Origin of the sequence: Micromonospora sp. AMSO12t (genome assembly GCF_008806585.1) — a bacterium.
GTDB lineage: Bacteria > Actinomycetota > Actinomycetes > Mycobacteriales > Micromonosporaceae > Micromonospora > Micromonospora reichwaldensis.
Genome location: NZ_WAAS01000059.1, coordinates 11993 through 31112 on the forward strand (window position 1 = coordinate 11993; position 19120 = coordinate 31112).

Below are 19120 nucleotides of genomic sequence, written 5' to 3' on the forward strand. Positions count from 1 at the left end.
CTCCGCGCGCTCGCAGGTCGGGTCAGCGGGTGGGCCAGGTGCGCCAGTGCTGCCAGGAGCGGCTCGGGGTCGGGCCACGCTGCCCCTGGTAGCGCGAGCCGTAGACGGCCGAGCCGTACGGGTGCTGCGCCGGCGACGAGAGCCGGAAGATGCAGAGCTGACCGATCTTCATGCCCGGCCAGAGGGTGATCGGCAGGTTCGCGACGTTGGACAGTTCGAGGGTCACGTGACCGGAGAAGCCCGGGTCGATGAAGCCCGCCGTGGAGTGGGTGAGCAGGCCCAGCCGGCCCAGTGAGCTCTTCCCCTCCAGGCGGCCGGCGAGCTGGTCGCCGAGCGTGATCACCTCCAGCGTCGAGGCGAGCACGAACTCGCCCGGATGCAGCACGTACGGCTCGCCCTCGGGCACCTCGACCATCGACGTGAGGTCGTCCTGCTGCTGCGCGGGGTCGATGTGGGTGTAGAGGTGGTTGTTGAAGACCCGGAAGAGCTTGTCCAGGCGTACGTCGATGCTGGACGGTTGCACCAGCGCGGGCTCGAACGGCTCCAGCGCGAGCGTTCCCGCCTCGATCTCGGAGGCCAGGTCGCGGTCGGAGAGCAGCATCCGCACACCTTAGCGACCGACACGCGTGACCTGCGTGTCGGAGTGCATCTTCGTACAATTGTTCGATAGAATGCCGGCATGGCTTCCTGGTCCGAATTCGCCGCCGACGAGCCCCGCCTCGCCGACGGGATCCGCCTCCTCATGCAGCAGTACGGGCCGGGCTTCGGCTACCTGGCCACCGTCCGCGCCGACGGCGGTCCCCGGGTGCACCCGGTGTCCCCGGTGATCACCGACGAGGGGCTCTTCTGCTTCGTCGTCGACTCGCCCAAGCGGCGCGACCTGGAGCGCGACGGCCGCTACGCGCTGCATTCGTTCCCGCCCGAGGAGAGCGACGACGAAGCCTACGTCGCCGGCCACGCCCGGCCGGTGACCGACCCGGCGCGGGTCGCCCGGCTGGCCCGCAGCCACCGGGCCGCGCCGCAGGTCGACTGGCGGGTCTTCGAGTTCACCGTCGACGTGGCGATGCTGGCCCGCCGCGAGTCCGGCGTCGCGGGCGGCGCCAGCGAGTGGCACGGCCGACCCGCCGTCCAGGTGTGGCTCGACCCCCGCGCGGCTGACGCCGGCACCGCGCTGGTGCCCGAGACCCGGTCGGGGCGCGTCGGCGACCACGCCGCCCGCCCCGCCGCCTGAGACGCGGTGCGGCGCCCCGGGCCGTCCCCCTCCGGGGCGCCGCACCGTGACCACCGCCCGACCCCCGCGTGCCCGGCCGCACAGACGCCGGTGCCGGCCCCGTCGAGCGAGGCCGGCACCGGTGGAGTCGTACGGCGTAACTACGCCGCGCGGTACGCGTTCCAGGCGGTCAGCATGCGGCTGGCCTGCCCGGCGGTGAACTGGTACATGCAGGAGTCGTAGCTGTAGTCCATGAAGTTGGTGATCGGGTCGACGCCGGGGGCGGTGCAGGTGTTCCGCCCGGTCGGGCAGCCGGAGGCCGGCGACGCCTCGGCAGCGGTGTCGCTGACGCTGTCGCCCGAGCCGGAGCAGCCACCCTGGAAGGTGTGGTAGAGGTTCAGCCAGTGGCCGACCTCGTGGGTGCCCGTGTCGCCCTGGTTGTAGTTGGTGGCGGTGCCGCCCGGCAGCGACTCGCTCAGCACGACGACGCCGTCCATGCTGTTGAGGTTGCGGGTCGGGAAGGTCGCCCAGCCGAGCAGGCCGTTGCTCAGCTCACCCAGGTAGATGTTGAGGGTGTTCTTGCCGCCCGTACGCAGCGAGGTCTTCATCGACCGCTCCGCCGAGGAGCCCTGCACGATCGGGTACCAGGACGGGTTCGTCACCCGGTTGATCTTCTGGAGCTGGAAGCTGAACGCGGTGGACGCGCCGCCGGTGGCCCCGCTGAACGACTGGTTCAGCACGTTGATCTGCGAGTTGACCATCGAGTCGGGGATGTTGCCGCCGGCCCGGGTGCTGTTCTCCTGGATCACGTGCACCACCACCGGGATGGTGACGGCGGCGGCCATCGTGGAGGCCCCGGCGCCGGTACGGAACCGGGCCCGCTCGCGCAGCGCGGCGGCCATGTCGGCCTCGCGCTCGCGGGTCTCCGCGAGGGTCAGCTCGTTCGGCTCGTGCTTGGCGCCGCTGCCCGGCTTGACGCGGGCGTCCGAGTGGACGTCGGCCGGCTCGACGCAGACCTCGGTCGGGGCGGCGGAGAAGGCCGAAGCGGCCGGTACGACCCCCACGGCGGCGGTGCTGAGCAGCAGCGCGAGGGTCGTCGACGCGACGCCGGCCGTACGCCGGGTCAGCAGGTTGGGACGGAGTCCCATGGGCCCACCTCTTTCTGGCGACGCGACAGGGGGTATGTCACGCCGTGACTGGAACGTTGGGCAGACGTTACAACCCATCGATGAATTTGAGAATGGCCATATGTTGCCGCGGTGGAAATTTTCCTGGCAGCGGCTGGGCGCGCATCGACGTTGCTTGACGCGGGACACGACCCGCGGTCCGGATCCGGACCACGACGCGCGACTCGGGCACGTCGTGCCACGCGGCCGGGCGGTTCGTGGCTGACGGTGACGCGGCGGGGTGGTGGCGTGGCTGGCGTGGTGGCGGCGGGCGGTGGCGCAGAGCGATCTTGGTAAGTTGAGGCCCCTCCGGGGGCCGTTAGCTGCCAAGATCGTGGCGCCTGGTGGTGTCGGAGGGGTACCTGGGTGCAGCGTCGTGACGACTCAGGTACAGTGGTGCCGCCTGCGGGTGTAGTTCAATGGCAGAACATCAGCTTCCCAAGCTGACAGTGCGGGTTCGATTCCCGTCACCCGCTCCACGCGAAAGGCCCTGGTCAGGACGCAGATCCCGACCGGGGCCTTCGACGTTCCCCGAGCCCGTGATCATGCCACGGGCCATCCACGGGCCACTACCGGCGCCGGACCACTCTGCGGCCATGCCGTCGTCCGGGTCATCGGGCTGCGTCCGGCCCGCCTTCCTGTCACGGCGAAGCGATCACGAGTGGGCCCCGACGTCCCAGCACCCACACGGTGAGCGCGAAGCAGCAGAGCACCGCTCCCGCGATCGTGATCGCTGTCCAGCCGCCCGCAGACCAGAGCGTGATCGCGGCGGCGGAGCCGATAGCAGCGCCGATGAAGTTGCCGGTGGCCAGCGCCGTGTTGATCCGGCTGCGGGCCTCGTGGGACAGGGCGAACAGCCGCGCCCGGTTGAGGAGAGCCTGCGTCTGTAGGGCGACATCGAGCATGATGATCGCGATGATGATGAGTACGACGGAGCGGCCGGCGAACGCCGCGACGACGAATGCGCCGAGGGCCAGTACCCAGGCCGTGCCGGTGGCCGCAAGCGACCAGCCGCGGTCGTGCAGACGACCGCCGTGCAGGCCGGAAAGGACACCAGCGAGGCCGGCCAACCCGAACAATCCGATCACCGCTACCGGGTACCGGAACGGTGGGCCGCTGAGCAGGAACGTCAGCGCCGTCCAGAACAGCGAGAACGTGGCGAACCCTGTGGCGGCCAGGACCAGCGTCCATCGGGCTGCCCGCTCCCGCATGACCACCGCGCCTACCGAGGCGATGAGCTGCGGGTACGGCATGCGCGTCCGCGGTGCCAGCGGTGGAATCGCGCGGTAGAGCACGACCGCGAGCAGGACGGCGACGATCGCGGCGAGGGCGAAGACCGTACGCCACCCGGCGGTGCCGGCGACCAACCCGCTGATCGTGCGGGAGGCCAGGATCCCGGTGAGGGTCCCGGACCCGACGACGCCGACGATCCGACCGCGGTGGGTGTCGCCGGCCAGGTCCCCGGCGAGCGGTGTGAGGACCTGCCCGGAAATCGTCGTCATGCCGAGCACGCCCAGTGGGCCGTCCCCTCGTCGTCGTTACCCGCCAGGCCCCGGCTACACCAACCGGGGCCGGATCATCACCCCGCTGAAGGGTGCGAGGAGAAGTAGACCGATCGACGGCGCCAGCGCGCACAGCAGCAGTGCGGCGGCCGAGGTCAACAGCATCACCGGGACGAACCGGCGGCGGTCCAGGACGTCACCGAGCGGTACGAGCAGCAGCACGCCGACGGCGTACCCGACCTGCGTCATGGTGACGAGCCAGCCGGCTGTCGCGGTCGTGGCGCGCAGGTCGCCTGCAATGAAGCCGAGTAGCGGCTGCGCCCAGTACAGGTTGCCGATGGCCACGCCCGCCGCCAACGCGAACAGGAACGTCAACCGACGGCTCATCTCCGACGGCGGTGCCCTGCGGGGTGCTGCCACCCTGCCACGCTAAGGCGCGGTATCAGGGCGCGGGGCCCAGCAAGGGCCTGAGCGTGGCAGGGCCGCGCATCGGCCGGAATGTCCACATTGTTCCCGGCACCCCTCAGGCGTGCCCAGACATTTCGACACGGCGGGCAACGACAGTCCCCACCGGTGGGGCCGCAATAGGGAACCGGACGCTGCCATGGCGATCGCGCGGGTATGGCTCGTCGCGTTCGCCGGCCAGCGGGCGGCATCGTCGCCCTGGCAGATCGGATGTGCACATCTGCCTGCGATCAGCCGGTTTGCTACACAGCTCCGTCAGGTGATGTGCGGCAAGGTCCGGCGATCGAGGGGCGGCAGGTCAGCCGCCCGACCAATGCCCTGTCATGCCGAGTAGCGGATGTGCTTCAATCCGTCCGGTTCCGCGGCCATTTGGGACCGCCGATTCTCAGCCGCTCGTTGCCCACGTCAGCATCGCTTGCCAGTGGGCCGGCGAGGGCGTGTGGGCTGCGTCCTCGCTGATCCGAACCATGGCGTTGGGTATCCGTGCGGCGATCAGCGGTGCGTCGGGGACGGCTCGGCCGGGGTCGTGTCGGCCAGCCCAGATGAGGACGCGGCAGGGGACGTCGCGCAGGCGGAACCCCCATGGGCGGATGTCGGTGGCGAGCCAGTCGCTGGCCAGCCCGGCCGCGCCTTGGCGGGCACCTTCGCGGTTGGACTCCTCGTAGGGCTGCATCCAGGGGTCCTGGCCCGCGGCAAGCAGTTGCCGATGCTGTTTGAGCGGATCCTCGGCATACCATGCGGCGGCGCGGGTCACGTAGCGGGGCCCGAACCCCGGAACGGTCCGCAAGGCCCACGCCTGAAACCGCTGCCAGCCACCCACCGTGCGCAGCTCTCGGTAGGGGCCGGTGAAGCCTGCGGCGACCACCCCGGTCAGTCGATGCGGGAACCTGGCCCCACAGGCCACGGCGTACGGCGCGCCGCCAGAGAACCCGATCAGCCCGAAGCGCTCGATCCGCAGAGAGCTCATCAGTGCACCGACGTCGTCAGCGACCCCGAGGAGCGTCGGCTGTCGGACAGGTGTGGACCGACCGTACCCGGGCCGGTCCACGGTGATCAGGCGGACACCCGCCAACGCCGTGTCGTCCGGGCGGCTGATCCGCGAGCCCGGCGTGCCGTGCAGGAACACCACCGGCGGCCCGTCCGGATCGCCGTACTCCGCCCAGCCCAGGACCCGGCCGTCCGGCAGCGTGAAATCCATATCGCCCCTCCGCTAGACGCCCGACGCGACACCCAGCACAGCGCGTGGAAACAGTCGCCGTATTGTGCAGCGGGGCAAATGTCGAAGCGTAATCACATGCCGCGATCAGCGCACTGAGGTATCGCAAATCGGTCTGCGGACGTCTATCGCATATCGGTCGGCGGAGGGCAATAGCGCGTGCTACCGCGCCCGCACCGGCTAGAGACCGGCGACCGGGACCAGGCTGTGACGACCGCCAGGGTGGTTGGCCGCCGTCGAGCTTCTGGTGATCCGCTGCCGCACCGGCTACGCCGGCTGCCCTCGGTCCCCCGAGTCACCCACACCGGCCTTCGGCGTTCCAAGGCCAATGATCTCGCCGCGTGCCATCAGCCCCGCGCATTCTCAGCCGGCCGGCGACCTCCGGTCGACATCGGACGGTCCACGACGGCTCGGCGAGGAGACCCGCTAGCTCCTACCGCCGGGGTCCTCGATACTCACAGCGTGATCGACAAAGACTCTCACGCCCCATGGTTGCCTCGCGTTCCTCACCCGGCTGACAGCCCGGCGCTGCCCATCTACATGGTCATCTTCTTCTTCCTGGGTCTCGCCGGATTTGCCGTACACGGACTATCTGACGGAAGGGAAGCACTCGTCATTGCGAGCATCGTCTCGGGGGTGTTCTTCACGTGCTTCCTGATCCTGTTCGCGATCTACTGGACCGGTTACCTGCTGAAGGGACACGCCAACTGGCAAGCCGAGCGCCAGGCTGATTCCGACGGGCCATCCACGGGCCAGTAACCAGAGGGTTGGCCGGTCAGGTGGGCACGAAACGCAACCAAGCGGCCACCGGACACAGGCGTTTCGCGCTCCACGGCCGGTGGTGCGGCTCCTTCACGCGGACGGCGCGGTCACCGCTCACCGCCGGGCGAAGAGGGGAAACCCGCCGGGTGCGACTGAACCGGAGCAGCGCGCCGCCGAGAAACAGGAGTCCCAGCCCCAGGTCGGCCGCTGCGGTATCAGAGCCGCTTGAACGTCTGCGGCGACCGAGCCGGCAGTGGCTACTTCCGGCGTGTGGGCCAAGCTGCCCAAGCCGCAGCGACGGCACAGAGCATCAGGCAGACGAGGAGGCAACTCAGCGCGCCGCAGAGCACCGCGCCGAGGACTCCCAGACTCTCCACGGACATGATCGTTCCACGCTGAGGCCTTGACCAGGACGGGAGCCCTCGACCAACGTTCTCGATGCCCTCGGGCACGGGCCCGCTGTCGTACGGTGTGCCGGTGAACAGCCAGGATCGCAGTACCTACCTGGCCGCCGCCGCGGCCAACCTGACCTTCAACTCGCCGCTCGGCGAGGAGCGGGTGGCGGACCTGGTCCGGCGACTGACCCCCACCGGGCCGGGCTGGCGGGCCCTGGACCTGGGCTGCGGCAACGGCGAGCTGCTCCTGCGGCTGTGCGAGGCCCACGGCATCGCCGGCGACGGCGTGGAACGCCACGCCATCGACTGTGAACGGGCCCGGCTGCGCGCGACGGAACGGGGAGCCGCCGAGCGGGTCACCTTCCACGGCGCGGACGCGGCCACCTGGGACCGGCCCGCCCACCTCGTCGTCAATGTCGGGGCCGGCCAGATCTGGGGCGACGCCGCGCGAGCCCTCGCCGCGCTGCACCGGCTCACGCTGCCCGGCGGCAGGCTGCTGTTCGCTGACGGCTTCTACCAGGCCAGCCCCGGCGCGCAGGTCCGTGAGATCTTCGGCGACATGCCCGACCTGGCTGGCCTGGCCCAGCTCGCCGTGGACGCCGGGTTCCGACCGTTGCACGTCGCCGTGTCCACCCTCGCCGAGTGGGACGACTTCGAGTCCGACTGGCGTGCGGGCATCGAGCGCCTCGGCACGCCGGAGGCGCGCGCGTTCGCCGACGAGCGGCGCGTCGAGTACCTCACCGGCTACCGCGACGTCGTCGGCTTCGGCTGGCTGATCCTGACACCGGCCTGACCGCCTGACCGCCGGCCCGCCGGACCGCTGCGCAGCGTGGATGTTCCCCGGGCGTGGGGCGGCGTCCGGGCTGAAGTCGTACCGGCCAGCCCGACGACGGGGCCCGGGCAGGTAGAGCCGCCGATGGACGGTTCCGGCGAAGCCCAGGTCCGGAGCGGCCGCCGGCTCAGGGCCTTCGCTCGTCGCCGGGCGCCGGGCGCGTGGCGAGGCGGTGCAGCCAGGCAAGGTCGGCGCGGTCCACGTCGCGCGGTTCGTAGCCGCTGTGGAACAGCAGCTGCTGGGTGACCGAGATGCAGTCGACCCGGCGACCGGCGATGGTGCCGGTGGTGAAGCAGCCCTTCGGCCAGCGGAAGGTGCCGCCGTCGAGGCCGGCCTGGTGGCCGTCGCCGGCCTCGTCGAACGCCAGCGGATGCAGGTCGACCCGCCCCCGCCCGTCGGCGACGACCTCGACGCGGACCGGCCGCCAGTCGGTCTCGACGACGTAGCCGAGCCGGCCGAGGGCGTTCAACGCCGCGGCCTCCTGCTCCGCGGCGATGGCCAGGTCCAGATCGCGGTGCGCGCGGGTCTGGTGTCCGACGAGCGCGTCGACGCCCCAGCCGCCGCCGATCCAGGCCCGGCACCCGGCGGCGGTGAGAGCGGCCAGGACGGCGTGGACCTCGTCGGCGTCCATGTCGGCGGTCACGACCACCGTTCTAGCCCCTGCGGGCAGGACTCAGCCACCGAAATCCACCGCCCGGGCCGGACGGCGGCGAGATCGCCGCGTTCACACCGAGCATCGACGGCGTCCAGGCGCGGCGCCGCGGCACGACGAGCGGTCCGAGGCCCCGTAGGCCCGGGGCGTCGCGGGCGGGCCAGGATTGGTCGTACGGGCCGCCTACGCTCTCGCCGTGATTTCGGACCTCTCCCGGTTGCTGAGTTCGCTACCGCCCGCGACGCTGCCGCCCGGCCGCACCGTCGAGCCGGAGGACGGTGGACCGCCGCCGTACTGGCTGAGCGACGCCCCGGCCGATCCGGGACTGTGGGCGCGGATGCGGTCGCGGCATCCGGAGTCCGGGCTGTGGCCGCTGCTGCTGAGCGGGTTGTCGAGCGACGAGGGCCGCCCGTGGGCCGACGGCGAGGTGTCTCCGGCCGACATGTCGTCGCCGGAGCAGCACGACGTGGCGAAGGTGCTGGCCCGGTGGTGGGCCGACTGTGCGACGACCGGCGAGGACGGCACGTCGGACGTCACGGCCCCGTTCGGCCAGGACTGGCCCGGCCTCGCCCCGCCCGGCGACCTGGCGGAGGCGCCCGACGTGCTCGCCGACGAGTGCGCGGAGTTCCTCGTGGACGGGCGGACGCGTCTCGGGCTCGTGCCGGCCGCCCGCAGCGCGGACACGCTCGCCGTGGTGGGCTGGTACGGCCCGGCGAACCACACCGGCGACGCCGGGGAGATCTCGGCGGTGCTGCGGAGTTGGGAGGACCGGTTCGGCGTACGGGTTGTCGGCGTCGGGTTCGCCACCCTGAACCTCAGCGTCGCCGCGCCACCGACGTCGACCGGGCACGCCCTGGCGGTTGCGGCCGAGCACTTCGCCTTCTGCCCGGACAACGTCTGGCAGGGCGCCGGATCCCTGACCGCCTACGCCGAGCAGCTCCTCGGCCTGCACTCCTGGTCGTTCTGGTGGGACTGACGACGGATCGGAGCCGGTAGGACTGGCGCCGGAGAGCGTTTCGTCGGACACGGCCGCCGTCCGACGCCACCACGTCCGACGTCGGATATGACGCCATCAGGTCCGATGTCGGACACGGCCGCCGTCCGACGCCACCACGTCCGACGTCGCCCCGCCGCCCGATGTCCCGGCGGTCAGCCGACGGCGGCCGTCGGCTGCGGGCTGCGCCGGGGTACGGCGGCCAGCGCCAGCCCCAGCAGCGCGCTCGCCGCGCCCACCACGAACAGCAGCGAGCCCGCTGGCTGACCCAGCCACTCCCACAGCGGGTGCCACGTCGGGTGCGGCTCGGCGCGGTGATGCTGGAGCAGGCTCGGGACGGTCAGCAGTACGGGCGTCCACCAGAGGAACAGGGTGATCGCGAACAGGACGCTGACCGCTCCCCGGGCGGGATTTCCCGCCTCGGTGCGCCGGCTGGCCCAGCCGAAGACCAGCCAGCCGAGGGCCGCTCCCAGCAGGCCACCGGCGACGCCGGCCGGCAGCACGGCCGGCGGGGCCGTCCGGCTCAGCGCCAGCGACAGGTTGCTGCCGTCGGGCGAGGGCGGGGCGGCCACCTGGAGTTGGAGGACCGTGTCGCCGCGCCGGGCGAGCAGGGTGGTGTCGGTGATCGTGACGACCTGGACGCACGTCTTGTCGACACAGCCCGGGTTGCTGCGGACCTCCGGCTCGTACACCTGCCAGCCGGTCTCGCGCAGGCGCCGCTGCGCCAGGGCGAGCGTCTCGTCGGCGGGCATCGGGGGTGTGCCGGCCGTGCCGGCCACGACGGCGCTCTGCTGGTATTCGCCGCCGTCCCCGAGCAGCAGGTTGTCCAGCGCCCGGACGGTGAGCGGCTGGCTGTAGAAGGTGAAGAAGGCCGGCGCCAGGTCGACGTCGCCGAGGTCGTGACCGGGCAGCACGGCGGCGAAGAGGGCGGCGGTCTCGGCCCGGTCGGGCTGCGGCGGAGAGGTCTCCCAGGCGGCCCGGGTGGCGAGGGCGGCGGTGAACAGGCCGCAGATGACGGCGGTGAGGGTGGCCCAGACGCCGACCGTGCGGCTGGCCGGTCGTCCCAGCCGGCAACGCAGGCCGTGCCGGATCAGGTTGGCGGCCTCGCGCGGCGTCGGCCGGGTGCGGTCCGGCGGCGCCGCGTCCAGCAGTACCCCGACCATCTCGTCGGCCCGGGCCTGCCGGTAGGCGCGGGGGTGGCAGAACAGCAGCCGCCGGTAGCGGCGGGCGAGCGGGTCGCCGGTCGTCGGCATGACTGTCCTTCCGATCGGTACGCACCGACGGGCCGGTGCGGGTGCGGCAGACGAGGTGCGGGTGCGGGGCGGTCAGGCGGTGCCGGGGCGGAGCGCCCGCAGCCGGCTCTCGGCGGCGGTGGCGAGCTGGCGCAGCCGGGCGGTCTCGACGTCCAGGGCGCGGATCCCGTCGGGGGTGAGGCGGTAGTAGCGGCGGAGCCGGCCGTCGACGGTCTCCTCGCGGTCGGGCGCGACGAGCCCCTGGGCGTGCAGCCGGTCGAGCGCGGCGTAGAGGGTGCCGGGCAGCAGGGTGACGCGCTGCGCGGACAGGGCGGTGACCTCGCGGATGATGCCGTAGCCGTGCCGGGGGCCACCGGCGAGCGCGGTGAGGATCAGGAAGGTCGGCTCTCGCATCGCGGTCACGGGCGACACCATACTCAGATCATCGATATATGGTCAAGGCCCGCCCCGACCGCGACGGCCTGGCCCGCCCTCCGCCACGAGGCCTAGGCTGGCGATCATGCGGATTGGCATCGTGATCCTTCCCGACCAGCGTTGGTCCGACTCGCGTCGCCGCTGGTCGCAGGCGGATGAGTGGGGCTTCGACCACGCCTGGACGTACGACCACCTGGGCTGGCGGGACCTGGTCGACGGCCCGTGGTTCGACTCCGTGACCACGCTGACCGCCGCCGCGACGGTGACCTCCCGGATCCGGCTCGGCACGCTGGTCGCCTCGCCGAACTTCCGTCACCCGGCCGCGTTCGCCCGGCAGGTCACCGCGCTCGACGACGTCTCCGGCGGGCGGCTGCTGCTCGGCCTCGGCGCGGGCGGCATCGGCTTCGACTCGGCCGTCCTGGGCGGGGAGACGCTGCCGCCGCGCCAACGGGTGGACCGGCTCGCCGAGTTCGCCGAGCTGCTCGACCTCATCCTGCGCGAGGACGGCACGACCTGGCGCGGGGAGTGGTTCACCGCCGTGGACGCGCGGAACAACCCGGGCTGCGTACAGACGCCCCGGGTGCCGTTCGTGATGGCCGCCAACGGGCCCCGGTCGATGCGGCTGGTGGCGCGGTTCGGCCAGGGCTGGGTCACCACCGGGCCCGACGAGGACGACCTGGAGCGCTGGTGGGACGGGGTGGCCGAGGCCGCCGCCCGGATGGACGCGACGCTCGCCGCGGCGGGTCGGGACCCGGGCACCCTGGACCGCTACCTCTCGCTCGACTCCGCGCCGGTCTTCTCGCTGCGCAGCGCCGAGTTCTTCGCCGACCAGGTCGGCCGGGCCGCCGCCCTCGGCTTCACCGACGTGGTCACCCACTGGCCCCGGGCCAGCAGCTGGTATGCCGGCGACGAGGCCGTCCTGGCGGACGTCGCCACCCGCCTGCTGCCCGAGCTGCGTCGCGCCTGACCGGGCGCCCTCGCCGGAGACGTCAGCCCGGCCGGCGGACGCGTCGAGCCGGCGACCTCAGGTGCCGAGGTCTCCGGTGGTGATGCCGCCGTCGCCGCCGGAGACCAACCGGAACCGGATGCAGACCACCTTGCTGTCGTCGGTGACGGGGGTGCCCACGCGCGCCCAGTAGGCGGCGTGACCGGCGCGCCACTCCTCGATGGACCGATCCCCCTCCCCTTCGGAGCGGGCGAAGTCCCACGGCACGTCCGCGAAGCGGACCACCTCGACGCCGGTGACCTCCACGACGCCGACCAGCGCGTCCTCGTCGTCGACGAGGGCCAGCCGCTCGCCGGCGTGCTCCAGCTCCTCGCCCTCCTCGGCGTACTCGGTGGTCAGCCCGGCGGTCGCCGTCTTCACCCCGGCGAGCACCAGGGCGTTGAGCCGCGTACGCAGCTCACCGGGAGTGCCGAGGGCGAGGGCGCGCAGTCCACCGATCCGAGGCCACATCCTGTCGACCGTACCGTCGCCGTCGATCAACCGTCGTGGCATTTCCGCCCCCACCGTCGGTGCGGCGGGCGCTACGGTGGGTGGGGCGACGATCGGGAGGCGGCATGGCGGACAGGCGCGCGGTGCTCATCCCCGGCCGGGGCTACGACACCCGGTTCCCCCTCTTCGTCTACGCCGGCGAGGCGCTGCGCCGCGTCGGCTACGCCCTGCACGCCCTCTCGTGGGAGGTGCCGGAGCAGTTCGCCCCCGACCGCGACGGGCCGGGGCCGGCCATCGAATGGGTGGTCGGGCAGGTCGCCCCGACCCTCGCCGAGCCGACGCACCTGCTGGTCGGCAAGTCGCTCGGCTCGATGGCCACGCCGCTCGCGGCCGACCGCGGGCTGCCGGCCGTCTGGCTCACCCCGCTGCTGCACGTGCCCGCCGTGGTCGACGGCCTGCGCCGCGCCACCGCGCCGTTCCTGCTGGTGGGCGGCACGGCGGACCCGTCCTGGGACGGCCCGCTCGCCCGCCGGCTCACCCCGCACGTGGTGGAGATCGAGCAGGCCGACCACGCGCTGATGGTGCCGGGCCCGCTGGCGCGCTCGGCGGAGGCGCTCGGCCGGGTCTGCACGTCGGTCGAGGACTTCGTTCAGATCAGGTGACCGGCATAGCCGGCGGCGGCGAGCACCCGCTCGTCGCCGCTCGCCGCGTGCGCGTCCAGCACCGCGTCGGCCAGCTTCACCACGTGCGCGTCGCCGTGCCGGGCGGCCCGGGCGAAGACCTCCGCCGGGGCGCCGGCAGCCAACGTCGATGGCGCGGCCGGGCGCTCCGGGGCGTACACCGAGGTCACGGCCGCCGTCGCGGACCAGGCCGCGGCGACGCTCGCCGCCCACAGCGCCGGATCGAGAGCCGGCAGCGTACGCAGCACCGCCGTCGGGGCGGTCACCGCGTGCACCAGCATCACGGGCTCGGCGTGCCCGAAGCGCAGGTAGTCGAGGCTGGCGGCGTGCACCAGCGCGACCAGGTCCCGCTCGGCCCCGGCCGGTGTCCCCGCCGACCGCAGCGCCGCCACCGCGGCCGGCCACCGCGGTACGGCTGGCAGCCGGCCCAGTCGTTCCCGGATGCCCCCGGTCCGGTCGGCGATGCGGGGCAGCCCGGCCAGCGCGGCGGCGACGTGCGGCGCGACATCGCCGGCGACCGGGGTGCCCGGGGTCGGCAGGTCTCGTCCGGCCGGGTCGCCCGCGGTCGACGGGTGCCATGCGTCCGGCCGGGCGTGGCCGTCGCCGGGGACAGCGCCTTCCCCGGCCAACGTGGCGTGATCCGCGTCGACCGTTCCCGCACCGCTGGGTCGGTCGGCGCCGGGGACCGGCTGCCACCGGGCGGCCCAGTAGGCGAGGGCCTGGCCCAGCTCGGCGAGCCGCTCCGGGCTCTCCGCCGCCTCGCGCGGGGCGCTGCCGGGCGGCCGGGCGGGTGCCCCCAGGGCGCGGACGGCGTGACCGACCCGGATGACGCCGTGGGTGGCACCGGCGGCGATGCCCGGCAGCAGCCGGGGCCACCAGGTGCCGAGCACCTCCCGCCAGGGCCGTTCCCGCAGCTCCCGGTCGAAGTGGGCCAGCCAGTCCCCGGCCCGCTTCGGGTCGCCGAGCGCCTCGCGCCAGTCCTCGATCGGCCGCAGGCCGCGCGGCAGCTCGTCCAACCGCCCCAGGTACGCGTCCAGCCAGCGGTGCACCACCCCGTCGTGGCCGTGCCGGACCAGCGCCTCCACGGCCATCGGCCCGTGGTTCGAGAGCCAGCCCTTGTACTCGGGGCCGGTGCGGTGCAGCCGTCGGTACGCCTCGTCCAGGATCTCCTCACCCATGCGGCGATCCTCCGACCTCAACCGGGGTTCAGGTCAAGCCGTGAGATCCGCCCCGTCCACGAGCCCCCGTACGCGCAGCTCGGCGGCGATCGCCGGAGGGCAGTCCAGCACGACCGTGGCGGTGCCGACCGGTTCCGCGCCCCGCGCGGCGCAGATCTCGTAGAGCGCGCGGACCTGTGCCCCGGTGGCCACCCAGTCGTCCACCACCAGCACCCGGTCACCCCCTTGCAGGCCGTGGTCCCGCACGGCCAGGTCGACCCGTCGGCCCCGGAAGTCCGGCGGGCTCTGCGCCCAGGTGAGCGCCCCGGCGGGCAGCCGACCGTCGCCCGGCTTGTGGGCCGGCACGAAGCCGACGCCGAGCGCCGTCGCGGCGAGCGGACCGAGCAGGTATCCGGTGACCGCCGGCGAGACGACCACCGTCGGCCGGGCGGCCCGGAACGGCTCCACGAGGGCCGGTCCCAGCCGGGCGAGGACCTCCGGGTCCCGCCACCAGCCGGAGACGTCGCTGACCAGGTGCGTGGCGCCGGGGCCGGGATCGATCCACCTGACCAGCGCGGCGAGGCGTCCGCTCAGCTCGGAGGGCATGGACCCATCCTGCGCCACGCGGTCTGACTGGCCGTCGAGTGGGTGACCCCGACGGGGACCGGGCCGGCGGTCCGTCCCGCACCCGGGCCGCCCGGCCCACGTCGGATCGGATGATCGGCTACACGTATCACTGCAATTGCGGTCATACCACCATGATCACGTTGACTTCGGATGTGCTTCTCTCGTTACGGTCCGATCCGGTTTGTTCAGATGACGAAAGGACCGGGCCGGTGGCTGGCAGGCACTCCCGTACCCGCATGTTCTCCTCGCCGGCCGGCATCGCGGCCACCGCAGCGGTCGGGGTCGCCCTCGCCGTCGGCGGCACCGTCGGCGCCGTCCAGCTGACCTCGGACGCGGAGCCCGCCCGGCCGACCGCGGTCGACCTCGCGCCCACCGGCCTGCCGACCAGCGCGGCCCCCAGCTCCCCGGCCACCCCGCCGGCCGCCTCGCCGAGCGCCAGCGCGTCGCCGAGCGCGACCGCCGCCCCCAAGGCCAGCCGGTCCGCCCAGGCCCCCTCCCGGAGCAAGCCACGCACCGCGGCGCCGAAGCCCACCGCGACGAAGAAGAGCAGCACCGCCCGCCCGGTCGTCGACAGCGGCTCGTGCGGCGCGTCGTTCTACTCCGAGGGGCAGCTCACCGCCAACGGCGAGAACTTCGATCCGTCCGCGCTGACCGCCGCCCACAAGACCCTGCCGTTCAACACGAAGGTCCGGGTCACCAACCCGGCGAACGGCAAGTCCGTGACGGTACGCGTCAACGACCGTGGCCCGTTCATCGAGGGGCGTTGCCTCGACCTGTCCCGGGCCGCGTTCGCCCAGATCGCCTCGCTCGACGCCGGCCACGTGGAGGTCCGCTACGAGGTGCTCGGCTGAGCGCCGGCCGGGTGGCGATCGGTCCGGCGACACGATCCGGGTGGGCAGAACATCCTCGGACGACGGGCCAGGTTCATTCACCCGCTCACGTCCATCAGGCATGCTGTCCCTCGTACGCACGCGACCCTTCCAGTCGGGCCCCGGCCCACTGAGCCCCGGATCCCGCGCCGGCCTCGGCGCGGCCTTCGTCCTGCTCGCGATCGTCTCGGCCGTGGAACTGGCCGACGGCCGTCCGGCGAACTACATCGCGCTCATGGTGGCCGCGCCGTTCCTGACCGCCGCGCTGGCGTCGTGGCGGATCGTGCTCGGCGTGGGCCTGGCCGCCACGGCCCTGGGCACCGGCTTCGCGCTCTGGGAGGCGACCGCGGCGCTGCCCACCACGGTCGCCGTCGCGGGCATCGCGCTGGGCACCGCCATCGCGGTGGCCACGGCGGCCGTACGGCAGCGGCAGGCCGAACGCATCGCCGAGCTGTCCCGGCTGGCCTCGGTCGCCCAGCAGGCAGTGCTGCGCCCGCTCGGGCCGCAGGTCGGCACGCTCTCGGTGGCCGCCAGGTACATCTCGTCCACCGCCACCGCCGAGATCGGCGGCGACCTGTACGAGGCGGTCGACACGCCGTACGGGGTGCGGATGATCATCGGCGACGTGCGGGGCAAGGGCCTCGACGCGGTGCGGCTCGCCAGCATCGTGCTGGGTTCGTACCGGCACGTGGCGTACGAGCGGGCGGACCTGCGGGCCGTCGTGACCGACCTGGACCGGGCGGTGGCCCGGAGCGTGGGTGACGAGGACTTCGTCACCGCCGCGCTGGTCGAGGAGCGGGGCGGGACGCTCACCATCGTCAACTGCGGCCACCCGCCGCCGCTGCTGCTGCGCCGGGGCGCCGTCATCCCGCTCGAACCGCCGGCCCCGGCCCCGCCGCTGGGCTTCATGCCGGTGGTACGCCCCCGGGTCGAGCGGCTGGAGCCCGGCGACCGGCTGCTGCTCTTCACCGACGGCCTCGGCGAGGCCCGCCGGGACGGGGAGTTCTTCCCGACCGCCGACCGGGCCTGGCGGCTGCTCGGCCACGGCACCGTCGGCGACGGGCTCGCCTCGCTGGAGACCGCCCTGGTCGAGTGGGTGCACGGCCGGCTCGACGACGACATCGCCCTGGTCCTGATGGAGTACACGGGCTCGCGCGGCGCCGCCACGGTGGCCGTCCCCAGCTGGGAAGTCGGCGCGGCCGAGAGCTGAGCCGGGGCCGCTCGGCGCCTGCCTTCGCAACCCGAACGACAAGTGTGTAATCGCCGTCACTTCGGTGATCGGCTTGTCGCTGCCTACCCATCGGTAATACAGTCTGGAGTTACTGATCGGTAACACCTGTCCGGAAGCGGGGCCAGCGAGCATGACCCACTACAAGAGCAACCTTCGGGACCTCGAGTTCAACCTCTTCGAGGTCTTCGGGGCGGACCAGGCGTTCAGCCAGGAGCCGTACACGGACCTGGACGTCGACACCGCACGCGACATCCTCGCCGAGGTCGACCGCCTCGCCCGTGAGGATCTGGCCGCCAGCTACACGGACAGCGACCGCAAACCGCCGGTCTTCGACCCGGCCACGCACACCGCGCCGCTGCCGGAGTCGTTCAAGAAGTCGTACCGGGCGTTCATGAACTCCGAGTTCTGGCGGCTGGAGCTCCCGACGGAGCTGGACGGCAGCAACGCGCCCCGGGCGCTCGTGTGGTCCCTCGCCGAGCTGATCCTCGGCGCCAACGCGGCCGTGTGGATGTACTCCTCCGGCCCGTCCTTCGCGCACGTGCTGCACGTCGAGGGCACCGAGCAGCAGAAGCGGTGGGCGAAGCTCTTCGCCGACAAGCAGTGGGGCTCCACGATGGTGCTCACCGAGCCGGACGCCGGCTCGGACGTGGGCGCCGGCCGGGCCCGCGCCATCCAGCAGCCCGACGGCTCCTGGCACATCGAGGGCGTGAAGCGCTTCATCACGTCCGCCGAGCACGACCTGAGCGACAACATCATCCACTACGTGCTGGCCCGCCCGGTCGGCGTCGAGGGCGTCGGTGGCCCGGGCACCAAGGGCCTCTCCCTCTTCGTGGTGCCGAAGTACCACTTCGACGAGAACACCGGTGAGCTGGGCGAGCGCAACGGCGTCTTCGCCACCAACGTCGAGCACAAGATGGGCCTGAAGGTCTCCAACACCTGCGAGGTGACCTTCGGCGAGCACGGCGTACCGGCCAAGGGCTGGCTGCTGGGCGAGAAGCACGAGGGCATCCGGCAGATGTTCATGATCATCGAGAACGCCCGGATGATGGTCGGCACCAAGGCCATCGCCACCCTCTCGACCGGCTACCTGAACGCCCTCGAGTACGCCAAGAGCCGGGTGCAGGGCGCCGACCTGACCCAGATGGCGGACAAGACCGCGCCGCGCGTCACGATCACCCACCACCCGGACGTCCGCCGCTCGCTGCTGCTGCAGAAGGCGTACGCCGAGGGCCTGCGCGCCCTGGTCTGCTACACCGCCACCTGGCAGGACAAGGTCGCCATCGCCGAGGCGGCGGGCGACGAGAAGGCGACCAAGCTCGCCAAGCGGGTCAACGACCTGCTCCTCCCGCTGGTTAAGGGCGTCGGCTCGGAGCGGGCGTACGAGCTGCTCGGGCACGAGTCGCTGCAGACCTTCGGTGGCTCCGGCTTCCTCCAGGACTACCCCCTGGAGCAGTACGTCCGGGATGCGAAGATCGACACCCTCTACGAGGGCACGACGGCGATCCAGAGCCTCGACCTCATCTTCCGGAAGATCGTCCGGGACAACGGCAAGGCCCTGATGGCGGTCGCCGGCGAGATCCAGGAGTTCATCGCCACCGAGGCCGGCAACGGTCAGCTCAAGGAGGAGCGGCTGGCGCTGGGCAAGGCGCTCGCCGAGATCCAGAACATGCTGGGCGTCATGACCGGCTGGCTGGGCGAGGCACAGGGCGGCGACACCCGGGCGCTCTACAAGGTCGGCCTGAGCAGCCGCCGCTTCCTGCTGGCGATCGGCGACCTGGTCGTCGGTTGGCTGCTTCAGAAGCAGGCCGACGTGGCCCTGAAGGCCCTGGCCGGCGAGGTCTCCGCCGCCAACAAGGCGTTCTACACCGGCAAGGTGGCCGCCGCCCGGTTCTTCGCCCGCGAGGTGCTGCCCCGCATCGGCGCCGACCGGCGGATCGTCGAGAGCACCGACCTGGACGTCATGGACCTCCCGGAGGAAGCCTTCTGAGGTACGCCGTAGCGCCCCACGGCGCGGCGGCGGGGTCGGGAACGACCCGGAGATGACCGGCACGACGGCCGGCGGGCAACAGCTCGCCGGCCGTCGTCGTCCACCCGCCGGCCGGCCCCGAAACCGCCCCGGGCGTCGCCGAAGGTGTCGTCGGAGGCACGCGAGTCACCCCCGAAAGAGCGTGCTCCCGCCGCCTCCGCCCCTCGCGCCAGCGCGCTCCGCGCTGCCAGCGCCCCCTCGCGCGAGCGTGCTCCCGCTGCCTTCGCCCCTCCG

Annotated in this window: 18 protein-coding genes, 1 tRNA gene and 1 pseudogene; 10 read left to right on the forward strand and 10 right to left on the reverse strand. The window is 72.8% G+C overall.

From position 1 onward, the window contains the following. Positions 1-22 precede the first annotated feature (22 nt). The gene (gene dcd, locus F6X68_RS12030) at positions 23-601 is read right to left on the reverse strand and encodes a dCTP deaminase (RefSeq protein WP_121397319.1); all 579 of its coding nucleotides are present in this window, start codon (positions 599-601) and stop codon (positions 23-25) included. A 78-nt stretch (positions 602-679) separates the two neighbouring features. Here dcd and F6X68_RS12035 point away from each other — a divergent pair, with 78 nt between their 5' ends. Then, entirely contained in the window at positions 680-1231 is a 552-nt protein-coding gene (locus tag F6X68_RS12035; protein ID WP_151454351.1) for a pyridoxamine 5'-phosphate oxidase family protein, read from the forward strand. Positions 1232-1371: 140 nt separating this feature from the next. Here F6X68_RS12035 and F6X68_RS12040 read toward each other — a convergent pair whose 3' ends face one another. Beyond that, the gene (locus tag F6X68_RS12040; protein WP_151454352.1) at positions 1372-2358 is read right to left on the reverse strand and encodes a zinc metalloprotease; all 987 of its coding nucleotides are present in this window, start codon (positions 2356-2358) and stop codon (positions 1372-1374) included. A 423-nt stretch (positions 2359-2781) separates the two neighbouring features. Between F6X68_RS12040 and F6X68_RS12045 the strand changes: the two genes are divergently transcribed. Beyond that, positions 2782-2855 (forward strand) — tRNA-Gly (locus F6X68_RS12045). A gap of 162 nt (positions 2856-3017) precedes the next feature. Here F6X68_RS12045 and F6X68_RS12050 read toward each other — a convergent pair. Both F6X68_RS12050 and F6X68_RS12055 read right to left on the reverse strand, forming a co-directional pair. Next, positions 3018-4265 (reverse strand): annotated as a pseudogene (locus tag F6X68_RS12050) (MFS transporter). A gap of 463 nt (positions 4266-4728) precedes the next feature. Next, positions 4729-5541: an alpha/beta fold hydrolase gene (locus F6X68_RS12055; protein WP_151454353.1), complete on the reverse strand. Its 813-nt coding sequence runs from the start codon at positions 5539-5541 to the stop codon at positions 4729-4731. Between the two features lie 480 nt (positions 5542-6021). Between F6X68_RS12055 and F6X68_RS12060 the strand changes: the two genes are divergently transcribed. Both F6X68_RS12060 and F6X68_RS12065 read left to right on the forward strand, forming a co-directional pair. After that, positions 6022-6318 (forward strand): hypothetical protein, encoded by a 297-nt coding sequence (locus F6X68_RS12060; RefSeq protein ID WP_151454354.1) that lies wholly within the window; start codon positions 6022-6024, stop codon positions 6316-6318. Between the two features lie 480 nt (positions 6319-6798). Then, the gene (locus F6X68_RS12065; protein WP_192581376.1) at positions 6799-7509 is read left to right on the forward strand and encodes a cyclopropane-fatty-acyl-phospholipid synthase family protein; all 711 of its coding nucleotides are present in this window, start codon (positions 6799-6801) and stop codon (positions 7507-7509) included. Positions 7510-7675: 166 nt separating this feature from the next. Here F6X68_RS12065 and F6X68_RS12070 read toward each other — a convergent pair whose 3' ends face one another. Further along, positions 7676-8191, reverse strand: coding sequence for a nucleotidyltransferase domain-containing protein (locus F6X68_RS12070; RefSeq protein ID WP_225852160.1), 516 nt, complete (start codon positions 8189-8191; stop codon positions 7676-7678). A 205-nt stretch (positions 8192-8396) separates the two neighbouring features. On the opposite strand from F6X68_RS12070, the gene F6X68_RS12075 reads away from it, so the two are divergent. After that, complete coding sequence (locus tag F6X68_RS12075; protein ID WP_151454356.1) at positions 8397-9176, forward strand: DUF4253 domain-containing protein; 780 nt, start codon at positions 8397-8399, stop codon at positions 9174-9176. Between the two features lie 173 nt (positions 9177-9349). Here the strand turns inward: F6X68_RS12075 and F6X68_RS12080 are convergent, their stop codons facing one another. Together F6X68_RS12080 and F6X68_RS12085 are read right to left on the reverse strand one after the other, a co-directional pair. Next, entirely contained in the window at positions 9350-10447 is a 1098-nt protein-coding gene (locus F6X68_RS12080) for a hypothetical protein (protein WP_151454357.1), read from the reverse strand. Between the two features lie 72 nt (positions 10448-10519). Continuing rightward, positions 10520-10840 carry a PadR family transcriptional regulator gene (locus F6X68_RS12085; RefSeq protein ID WP_132235558.1) on the reverse strand — a complete coding sequence of 107 codons (321 nt, stop codon included), beginning with the start codon at positions 10838-10840 and terminating at the stop codon, positions 10520-10522. A gap of 106 nt (positions 10841-10946) precedes the next feature. On the opposite strand from F6X68_RS12085, the gene F6X68_RS12090 reads away from it, so the two are divergent. Further along, positions 10947-11828 (forward strand): LLM class flavin-dependent oxidoreductase, encoded by an 882-nt coding sequence (locus F6X68_RS12090; protein ID WP_151454358.1) that lies wholly within the window; start codon positions 10947-10949, stop codon positions 11826-11828. 57 nt (positions 11829-11885) lie between these two features. On the opposite strand, the gene F6X68_RS12095 is transcribed toward F6X68_RS12090, so the two are convergent. Beyond that, complete coding sequence (locus F6X68_RS12095) at positions 11886-12317, reverse strand: ASCH domain-containing protein (RefSeq protein ID WP_151454359.1); 432 nt, start codon at positions 12315-12317, stop codon at positions 11886-11888. A 104-nt stretch (positions 12318-12421) separates the two neighbouring features. On the opposite strand from F6X68_RS12095, the gene F6X68_RS12100 reads away from it, so the two are divergent. Continuing rightward, positions 12422-12958, forward strand: coding sequence for an alpha/beta hydrolase (locus F6X68_RS12100; protein ID WP_151454360.1), 537 nt, complete (start codon positions 12422-12424; stop codon positions 12956-12958). Here F6X68_RS12100 and F6X68_RS12105 read toward each other — a convergent pair. Next, positions 12946-14154, reverse strand: a complete 1209-nt coding sequence (locus tag F6X68_RS12105) for a questin oxidase family protein (protein WP_151454361.1) — start codon at positions 14152-14154, stop codon at positions 12946-12948. The two genes, F6X68_RS12100 and F6X68_RS12105, sit on opposite strands and share 13 nt — an antisense overlap. 33 nt (positions 14155-14187) lie before the next feature. After that, positions 14188-14739: a phosphoribosyltransferase family protein gene (locus tag F6X68_RS12110; protein WP_151454362.1), complete on the reverse strand. Its 552-nt coding sequence runs from the start codon at positions 14737-14739 to the stop codon at positions 14188-14190. Positions 14740-14969: 230 nt separating this feature from the next. Here F6X68_RS12110 and F6X68_RS12115 point away from each other — a divergent pair, with 230 nt between their 5' ends. The 3 genes from F6X68_RS12115 to F6X68_RS12125 all read left to right on the forward strand — a co-directional run bounded on the left by F6X68_RS12115 (position 14970) and on the right by F6X68_RS12125 (position 18847). Beyond that, positions 14970-15611 (forward strand): septal ring lytic transglycosylase RlpA family protein, encoded by a 642-nt coding sequence (locus F6X68_RS12115; RefSeq protein ID WP_192581377.1) that lies wholly within the window; start codon positions 14970-14972, stop codon positions 15609-15611. A 100-nt stretch (positions 15612-15711) separates the two neighbouring features. Continuing rightward, entirely contained in the window at positions 15712-16839 is a 1128-nt protein-coding gene (locus F6X68_RS12120; RefSeq protein WP_151454363.1) for a PP2C family protein-serine/threonine phosphatase, read from the forward strand. A 151-nt stretch (positions 16840-16990) separates the two neighbouring features. Then, positions 16991-18847 carry an acyl-CoA dehydrogenase gene (locus F6X68_RS12125; RefSeq protein ID WP_151454364.1) on the forward strand — a complete coding sequence of 619 codons (1857 nt, stop codon included), beginning with the start codon at positions 16991-16993 and terminating at the stop codon, positions 18845-18847. Positions 18848-19120: the final 273 nt, after the last annotated feature.

Coding starts and splice junctions, on each gene's coding strand:
- F6X68_RS12080 (WP_151454357.1), bottom strand. CDS start 10,447: ATGCCGACGACCGGCGACCCGCTCGCCCGCCGCTACCGGCGGCTGCTG.
- F6X68_RS12125 (WP_151454364.1), top strand. CDS start 16,991: ATGACCCACTACAAGAGCAACCTTCGGGACCTCGAGTTCAACCTCTTC.
- F6X68_RS12085 (WP_132235558.1), bottom strand. CDS start 10,840: ATGCGAGAGCCGACCTTCCTGATCCTCACCGCGCTCGCCGGTGGCCCC.
- F6X68_RS12090 (WP_151454358.1), top strand. CDS start 10,947: ATGCGGATTGGCATCGTGATCCTTCCCGACCAGCGTTGGTCCGACTCG.
- F6X68_RS12035 (WP_151454351.1), top strand. CDS start 680: ATGGCTTCCTGGTCCGAATTCGCCGCCGACGAGCCCCGCCTCGCCGAC.
- F6X68_RS12120 (WP_151454363.1), top strand. CDS start 15,712: ATGCTGTCCCTCGTACGCACGCGACCCTTCCAGTCGGGCCCCGGCCCA.
- F6X68_RS12040 (WP_151454352.1), bottom strand. CDS start 2,358: ATGGGACTCCGTCCCAACCTGCTGACCCGGCGTACGGCCGGCGTCGCG.
- F6X68_RS12110 (WP_151454362.1), bottom strand. CDS start 14,739: ATGCCCTCCGAGCTGAGCGGACGCCTCGCCGCGCTGGTCAGGTGGATC.
- F6X68_RS12095 (WP_151454359.1), bottom strand. CDS start 12,317: ATGTGGCCTCGGATCGGTGGACTGCGCGCCCTCGCCCTCGGCACTCCC.
- F6X68_RS12100 (WP_151454360.1), top strand. CDS start 12,422: ATGGCGGACAGGCGCGCGGTGCTCATCCCCGGCCGGGGCTACGACACC.
- F6X68_RS12105 (WP_151454361.1), bottom strand. CDS start 14,154: ATGGGTGAGGAGATCCTGGACGAGGCGTACCGACGGCTGCACCGCACC.
- dcd (WP_121397319.1), bottom strand. CDS start 601: ATGCTGCTCTCCGACCGCGACCTGGCCTCCGAGATCGAGGCGGGAACG.
- F6X68_RS12055 (WP_151454353.1), bottom strand. CDS start 5,541: ATGGATTTCACGCTGCCGGACGGCCGGGTCCTGGGCTGGGCGGAGTAC.